Source organism: Streptomyces sp. C (assembly GCF_000158895.1).
Taxonomy (GTDB): domain Bacteria; phylum Actinomycetota; class Actinomycetes; order Streptomycetales; family Streptomycetaceae; genus Streptomyces; species Streptomyces racemochromogenes.
Genome location: NZ_GG657750.1, coordinates 374,498 through 382,734, shown reverse-complemented (window position 1 = coordinate 382,734; position 8,237 = coordinate 374,498). Strand labels below are relative to the sequence as shown.

Sequence of the window (8,237 nt, the reverse complement as noted above, 5' to 3'; positions counted from 1 at the left end):
GCGCGAGCACGTACCTCGTCGACCCGGGCCCGCCCGGCCGGCACCCGGCAGCTCCTCGCCGGGCTGGCCCGCGACCTGGCCGGGGTGCAGACCCCTGACGAGGTCGCCGAGCTGCTGCGGTCCGCGCTCTGCGGGCCGGAGGACGTGGACGCCGTGATGATCTACAGCCTCGCGGCCGCCGGGAGCCTGGAGCTGGCCGGGCACGCCGGCGCCACCGACGCGATGGCCGAGCAGTGGAGCCACATCCCGCCGCTCAGCGGGGTCGCCGCCCTGGAGGCCGCCGCATCCGGGGAGGCGGTCTGGCTGGAGGACCCGGACCTCGACGCCGCCCGGTACCAGCTGATCGGCGATCCCCCCGGCCAGTGGCCCTCGCGCGCCTGGCTCCCCGTACCCGGTACCGGCCCGGCGACGACGGTCGTCGGCTTCTTTCCGTACCCGGAGGGGCCCCTTCGACGCCCGCACCCGGACCCTGCTCAGGCGGGCCGTCCGGCTCTGCGGAGGTCTGCTGCGCGAGGACCAGGGCCCCCGGGGCCGCCGACCGCTGCGCGAGGACGTGGAGGCGATCCAGTCGGTCCTGGACGCCACCGCCGGGCCGGCGGTCCTGCTGACACCGCTGCGCTCGCCGTCGGGTGACGTCGAGGACTACCGGATCGAGGCGGCGGCGCCCGATTCGCTGGACGTGGCCGGGCGCAGCGGCAAGGAGCTGATCGGGCGACGGATCCTGGAGACCTATCCGACGGTGGCGGGCACCGCGCTCTGGGACGGGTACCTGGAGACGCTGGCCACCGGAACGGTGTACCAGGGCGAGCCGTTCACCTACGAGGAGGTCACCGCCGGGGTGCCCCAGCAGTCCGTGTACTCCGTGCGCGCGGCCAGGCTGGGGGAGCGCCTGGTGGTGTCGTGGATCCGCCACGACACGAACGAGAGGGAGACCCGCCGGCTCGCGGACATGCAGCGGCTGGGAAACCTGGGCTGGGCGAGCTGGAACCTGGTGACGGACACGATCACCTGGTCGGACCAGGTCTACGCGATCTTCGACCGGGATCCGGCGCTGGGCCCGATGCGGCTGGAGGAGCTGCCCGCGCACCTGCTGGCGGAGGACCTGCCGAGGCTGGCCGCCGCCGTGCGGCGGCTGCTGGCCGACGGGGCGGCGGTCGACCACCCCTTCCGGATCGGGACCGCGCAGGGGGTCCGGCACCTGCGGATCGTGGCCGAGGCGCAGACCGACGCGGACGGCAGCCCGATCGAGGTGCACGGCTTCTTCCAGGACCTGACGGCGCAGCGGGCCACGGAGCAGGCCCTGCTGGACAGCGAACGCACCAATCTCGTCCAGCGCGGCATGCTGACGGCCGAACGCGCCCTCGCCGCCCGCCTCCAGGACACCCTCCTGCCGATCCCCGAGCAGTCGCTGGAGCTGGCGGGGCTGTCCGTGGACGTGGCGTACGTGCCGGCCGACAGCGGGATCAACGTCGGGGGCGACTGGTACTCGGCCATCGGACTCCCCGACGGCAGCGCCCTGTTCGTCGTCGGTGACGTCGCCGGACACGGACTCGGAGCCGTCGGCACCATGGCCCAGCTGCGGTTCACCACCAAGGGGATGACGATCACCGGCTCCGCCCTCCCGGACGTCCTGCGCCTGCTGAACAGCCTGCTGCTGCACACGGCGGTGGACCCGTACGGGGCGACGGCCACGATGGTGATGGGCCGTTACCAGCCCTGGGACCGCCGGCTGACATGGGTGCGGGCGGGGCACTTGCCGCCCCTGCTGATCCGGGGCGGCGGGGCGAGCTTCCTGCCGCAGCCGGAGGGCTGCCTGCTGGGGGCCGCGTTCGACAGCTCGTACGGACAGGACACGGTGGACCTGCTGCCGGGCGACCACCTCCTGCTCTACACCGACGGTCTGGTGGAGGACCCCGGCGTGGACATCGAGGAGGGCCTCGACCGGCTGGCCGAGACCGCGCTGGGGCTGCTGCGGGAAGGCCGCGGCGACACCCTGGCCCGCTCCCTGGCGGCGCTGCGGCCGGGCAACCGCGACGACATCTGCGTCCTCGACATCCACCTCCCCGAAGAGTCCTGACCCCGGGGCGACCCCCGGTGATCATGAAACTCGGGTGATGGGGGAGAATTCCGTCCACCGGACATGACCACCGAAGAAGGACAGGAGCACGCCCGTTGAACGAGGAGAGGCGCCAGCAGGCCCGGCAGTTCCTCCAGCCGGGAGAGCACCTCATAGCGGCCTGCGCCCACGAACTCGGGCCCGGCGTGCCCACCCCGCCCGAGTCGATGCTCGCGCCCCCGGACCCCTCCGACCTCCAGCGGCGGATCGAGGCGCGGCTCCCCCGCCAGCTGCGGCAGATCGCCAAGTCCCGGGTGCTCGACCCGCGGCGGTCCCGGCCGGCCGCCGCGGCGGAGGCGATCGACCGCATGCCCGACGCGGTGGAACAGCTCGGCACGCGCCTGATGCACGGCAAGAACATGGAAGGCGGCTGGGAGAGCGCCGCCGGACACTTCGTCATCAGCCGGGCCAACCTGCGCCGTTCCCACGCCTGCGTACTCGTCCTCACCGACCGGCGCTGGTTCGGACTCGGCGACGTCTCGCCGCTGTGGCAGTCGACGCCGGTGATGAAGCACTACTGGGAGGTGCCCCGTTCGGCGGTGGCCGCCGTGCGGGCCAACCCGACCGGCGTCCTCCAGAAGGGCCGGATGGACATCGAGTTCACCGACGGCTCCTGGGTCGCGCTCCTCGCCACGGCGCCGCAGCACGCCACGCCCTTCGCCGCCGCCTCCGCCCGCTACCGCTGAACCGGACCCCGGCCGGCGGCATCGGGCCGGACCGGCCGCGGGCAGGGCCCCGCGCCGAATCGGTGGGATAATCGTGCTCAGGGGGACAGGTGCGGCGTACCGCGGTTCACGGTACGCGTATCCCGGGCGACTCGAAGGAGGAGCGTCGTGGTGAGCACCCCCGCCGCCGGCAACGAGGACCGGCCGGAAGGCGTTCCGACGCCGCCCCACGACGGTGGTCCAACCGTCAACATCACAGTGGTCTGGGGCGATCTCGTCAAGGTCGCCGCCGATCTGCACGTCACCGGGCACTACCAGTCGGTCGTCCCCGACGCGGCGGAACTCGCACTGGACCGCGCCATATCCGCCGGCCCCCGCCCCCTGATCACGGAGCACAACCGGCTCGGCTGGATCGACGCCCAGCTCGGGGAGGTCACGTACTTCCCGTGCAGGGAGGGTCCGGTACGGTCGGCCGCCGTCGTCGGCATGGGCCCCATGGGCACCCTCACCGAACGCCGTGCCGTTCAGATGTACGCCTCCCTGCTGGGCGAGGCCATCGCCCTGGGCCACGTCGCCACGATGGCGACGGTCCTCGTCGGCGCGGGCGCGGGGAACCTCTCCGTCGGCGGCGCGGCCCGGGCCCTCGTCCGCGGCTTCGCCGCCGCGCTGGCCTCGGCGAGCCCGCCGGCCCCCGCCCCCGGGCTCACCGAGGTGCTCGTCGTGGAGGTCGACCGGCTCCGCGCCGAACAGCTCCTCCTCGCCCTGACCGGCGCCGCCAAGGACCAGGAGCGGCTGCACGTCACCCCCGCCCTGCGCGAGGAGAGCGGCGGCAGGCTGTTCGTCCCCTCGGCCGCCGTGTACGCCCTGGCGGCGCTGTCCGGACTCGTCCGCCCGGCAGCGGCAGGCACGGCCCCGGACGAGGGCGCCGGCCCACCGGACGGTGCCGATCCGTCCACCGAGGAAGCCCTGCGCACCGTCCTGGCCGCATGCGGACCCGGCATCCGCGAACAGGTGCGCGAGCAGCTGGCCCAGCTCGCCACGGTGCGGCACACCGACCTGACCCTGACGGTCCGGGCCCCCATCCAGGCCCAGCACGACTCCGCACCCGTACGGATGTCCGTCCTGACCGGTCCCAACGCCCTGCGCTGGGCGGCCCTGACCGGCGGCGCGACCATACCGGAACGGGTCGCCCTCGTGGACACGGACCTGCTGCGCGAGCTGGTGGACAGGCTGACGGAACCCATCGTCGAGGACGCGGAGGCACTTCCCGAGCTGCTGTCCCGCTTCATCGTGCCCCCGGAATTCCAGCGGCTGCTCACCGACGACGCCACCGTCCTCCTGGAACTGGACCGCGACACGGCTCCCGTGCCCTGGGAGTTCCTGAGGGACGCCCGGCAGCCCGGCGGCAAGGAGCCCGAGCCCCTGGCGATCCGCACCCAGCTCTCCCGTCAACTGCGCACCACGTACGCGCGCGTGCTGGCCGAGACGCCGGCCACCGGCACGCTGTGCGCCCTGGTCATCGGGGATCCGGGAGACCCGGAGAAGGGGCTGGACCTCCCGGGTGCCCGCGAGGAGGCCCGCCAGGTCGCCGACCAGCTCCGGCACCTGGGGGTGACGGTCAACCTGTTCGTCGGCGCGGCGAACTCCGTCCGCAAGCCCGACGAGAAGCCCGCGCGGCGGCTCGACGTCCTGAGGGCCCTGCTGTGCGGCGGCAACGACATCGTCCACTACTGCGGCCACAGCGACTTCGACCGCTCCGGCACCGGACGGCGCTCGGGCTGGGTCTTCGCCGACGGCCTGCTGACCGCCCAGGAACTGGGCCGCCTGGACCGGCCGCCGCTGATCGTCGTGGCCAACGCCTGCTACACGGCCCGCCTGGGAGCCGACGACCCCGCCGGGGCCACGGACGGATCCTCCCTCGTGGCCGACCACAGCCCGTGGGGCAACCCCCAGGCGGCGCTCGTGCCCAGCCTCGCCGACGAGTTCCTGCGCATAGGCGTCGGCCACTACATCGGGTCGGCCTGGCGGATCCCCGACGACCAGGGGATCTCCTTCGCGGAGCAGTTCTACCGGCACCTGTTCACGATCGGACCCCCCGAGGACCCGCCGACGGTGGGGGCCGCCGTCCGGTCCGCGCGCAAGGAGCTCTACGAGAAGCGAGCCGAGAACGAGTGGCCGGACGGCGGACAGGACCCGCAGCGGTGGAGCGCCTGGGCCGCCTACCAGCACTACGGGGACGCCTCCGAACCGTTCGTCCCGCCCGCGAACCCGTCCGACCCGCAAAAGGGCTAGGAGGTCAGCTCATGGGCAAGAACCCGATGCCCGACGTCGTCGTACTGCTTCCCGGCATCACCGGCAGCGTACTGACGCGGAACGGGAAGGACGTCTGGGCCCCCTCGGCCTCGGCGGTACTGGGCGCCCTGACGAGCCTCGGCCGCTCCGTGGCGGAGCTGGAACTGCCGGACGGCCAGGACGACTGGAACGAGGACGACCTCGGTGACGGCGTCGTCGCCACCCGGCTGGTTCCCGACCTCCACACCCTGCCCGGCCTGTGGAAGATCGACGGCTACACGGCCATAGAGGAGTTCCTGCTGGACCGGTTCGAGCTCAAGCGCGGCGAGAACTACTTCCCCTTCCCCTACGACTGGCGGCGCGACAACAGGGCCGCCGCCCGGCAGCTGGCCGAGCGGAGCAGGGGCTGGCTGCGCGACTGGCGGGAGAAGAGCGGCAACCCCGCCGCCCGGCTCGTCCTGGTCGGGCACTCGATGGGCGGCCTGGTCTCCCGCTACTACGTCGAGGTGCTCGAAGGCTGGAAGGACACCCGGGCCGTCGTGACCTTCGGCACCCCGTACTACGGCTCCCTCAACGCCGTCGATTTCCTCTGCAACGGCTTCCGCAAGCGCATCGGCCCCTTCGAGCACGACCTCACCCGGCTCCTGCGCTCCTTCACCGGCCTGCACCAGCTCCTCCCCGTCTACCGCTGCGTGTACGGGCAGGACGGGACGGCCGCCCTCCCGGCGGAGGCCGGCCTCCCCGGCTGGCAGCCGCAGTGGAGCAGCCACCTCACCGACTTCCACAGGGAGATGGAGGACGCGGCCGAGGCCAACCGGAAGGACACCGCGTGGGAATCCGGCCAGGTGGTCTACTACCCGATCGTCGGCATCGACCAGCCCACCCGGCAGTCGGCCCGGATCATCGGGGACGAGGTCGAGATGCTGATGGTCCGCGGAGAGGACGACGAAGGCGGCGACGGCACCGTGCCGAAGCTCTCCGCCGCCCTCTCCGACACGGAGGACGGCCGCACCTTCGTCCCGCAGAAACACGGCAGCCTGCAGAACCACGAGGCCATGCTCGACCACGTGAAGGGCATCCTCCAGTCCCTGGACGACGTCCACATCGCGGATCTGCGCTCCCTGGTGACCTGCTGGTTCACCTACCTCGGCGACGACCTCTACCTCGACGGGGAACCGGTGGTGTGCGAGATCGGGGCCGGCAGCTCACAGAGCGAGAGCGAACTGCCCGAGATCCCGGCCCGGGTCTCGGTGACCAGCCGGACCACCGGCCTGCCCGTCGTCGACCGCGACATCGACGTCCCGCGCGAACGGCAGCGGTTCGACCTCGGTCTCCTGCCCCCCGACACCTACGACCTGCTGATCAGCGCCGGCGCCGACACCTCGCCGCTGTCCGACGTCTTCGTCGTCGCGCCCCCGGAGACGACGGCCGTGGCAGAATGACGGAACGTGACCGAATCCCTCACCTCCGTCCTCATCGTCGACGCGGCGAACGTCGTCGGCTCCGTACCCGACGGATGGTGGCGCGACCGCAGGGGCGCCGCCGAGCGGCTGCGCGACCGGCTCGCGGAGCGGACTGATCCTGGTGGGCGGGGCGGCGAGGAGGTCATCCTCGTCGTCGAGGGCGCGGCCCGCGGCATCGCGTCCGTACCCGGCGTCCGGGTCGACTCCGCACCCGGCAGCGGCGACGACCGCATCGTGGAGCTCGCCGCCGCCCACGCCGGCCGCCCCTGCGTGGTGGTCACCGCCGACCGCGCCCTGCGCGAACGGGTGAAGGCGTACGGAGCCCAGTGCGCCGGCCCCCGCACCGTGCGACCGTCCCAGGGGTGACACCCCCGGGCGGAGTACGCCTTCCGGCCACGCCCGCGGCTTCCACGGGCAGATCCCCGGCGGCGGACTAGGCTGGTGGGTTGTTCTCCGCCGGACCGGAACAACCCGGGCAGACCCGGGCTCCACCGGCACCCCGGACGTGTCCGGGAGCGAGACGCGAGGGCCTATGGCAGCCACACCCGAACGCGCTGAACTCACCCTGACGGCCGACGGTGCCCTGCCCGAGGAGCCGGTGCCCGACGAAGGCGAGCCAAGCGGGGACCCCGGCAAGTCCGCCCGGTTCTCGGCCGGGCCGGCCGCCCCCGCCCGTACCCTCCTCGACGTCTTCGAGGCCACCGTACGGGCCCACCCCGAAGAGCCCGCCCTGGACGACGGCACCTCCCGGCTCACCTACCGGGCACTGGCCGCCCGGGTCGAACGCCGCCGGCGCGCCCTCGCGGCGGCAGGAGTGGGACACGGCGACCGGGTCGGCGTACGCGTCCCCTCCGGCACCAACGAGCTGTACGTGGCCGTCCTCGCCGTCCTCGCCGCGGGCGCCGCATACGTGCCGGTCGACGCCGAGGACCCCGACGAGCGGGCCCGGCTGGTCTTCGCCGAAGCCGGCGTACGGGCGGTGCTGGGCCCCGGCCGGCACATCGACCGCGGCGACCCCGCCGGGCGCCCCCCGGCCGCTCCCGCGCCCGCCGTCCGGCCGGGTCCCCGGGACGACGCGTGGATCATCTTCACCTCCGGCTCCACCGGCCGGCCCAAGGGCGTCGCCGTCAGCCACCGCAGCGCCGCCGCCTTCGTCGACGCCGAGGCCGCCCTGTTCCTCGCCGAAGAGCCGATCGGCCCCGGCGACCGGGTCATGGCAGGACTCTCGGTCGCCTTCGACGCCTCCTGCGAGGAGATGTGGCTGGCCTGGCGCCACGGCGCCTGCCTCGTCCCCGTACCCCGCCACCGCGTCCGCAGCGGGGCCGACCTCGGCCCCTGGCTGGTCGAACAGGAGATCACCGTGGTCTCCACCGTGCCCACCCTCGCCGCGCTCTGGGAGCCCGCCGCCCTCGACGAGGTCCGGCTGCTGATCTTCGGCGGCGAGGCCTGCCCGCCCGAACTGGCCGCCCGCCTGGTCACCGAGGGCCGGGAGGTCTGGAACACGTACGGCCCCACCGAGGCCACCGTCGTCGCCTGCGCGTGCCCGCTGACCGGCGCGGAGCCCGTCAGGATCGGCCTCCCGCTCGCCGGCTGGGAACTGGCCGTGGTCGACGCGTCCGGCGAACCAGTGCCCATGGGCGGCAGCGGCGAACTCGTCATCGGCGGCGTCGGCCTCGCCCGCTACCTCGACCCCGCCAAGGA

General features: G+C 73.6%; 6 protein-coding genes and 1 pseudogene. All 7 read left to right on the top strand.

The window, feature by feature from the left end; translation table 11 throughout:
- A pseudogene (locus SSNG_RS43365) lies at positions 1–633 on the top strand (hypothetical protein); the annotation flags it as partial.
- A complete protein-coding gene (locus tag SSNG_RS01910) occupies positions 554–2,077 on the top strand; it encodes a PP2C family protein-serine/threonine phosphatase (RefSeq protein WP_241694971.1) in 1,524 nt (507 codons plus the stop codon). The pseudogene SSNG_RS43365 and the gene SSNG_RS01910, both read left to right, overlap by 80 nt.
- Before the next feature lie 95 nt (positions 2,078–2,172).
- Positions 2,173–2,802, top strand: coding sequence for a hypothetical protein (locus SSNG_RS01905; RefSeq protein ID WP_007262095.1), 630 nt, complete (start codon positions 2,173–2,175; stop codon positions 2,800–2,802).
- 147 nt (positions 2,803–2,949) lie between these two features.
- On the top strand, positions 2,950–5,073 hold the full coding sequence (locus SSNG_RS01900) for a CHAT domain-containing protein (RefSeq protein ID WP_007262094.1): 2,124 nt from the start codon (positions 2,950–2,952) through the stop codon (positions 5,071–5,073).
- 11 nt (positions 5,074–5,084) lie between these two features.
- The gene (locus tag SSNG_RS01895; RefSeq protein ID WP_128636829.1) at positions 5,085–6,515 is read left to right on the top strand and encodes a hypothetical protein; all 1,431 of its coding nucleotides are present in this window, start codon (positions 5,085–5,087) and stop codon (positions 6,513–6,515) included.
- Positions 6,516–6,521: 6 nt separating this feature from the next.
- On the top strand, positions 6,522–6,902 hold the full coding sequence (locus SSNG_RS01890) for a hypothetical protein (RefSeq protein WP_007262092.1): 381 nt from the start codon (positions 6,522–6,524) through the stop codon (positions 6,900–6,902).
- A gap of 166 nt (positions 6,903–7,068) precedes the next feature.
- A partial coding sequence (locus SSNG_RS01885) for an AMP-binding protein (RefSeq protein ID WP_042800390.1) occupies positions 7,069–8,237 on the top strand: 1,169 nt, incomplete at its 3' end.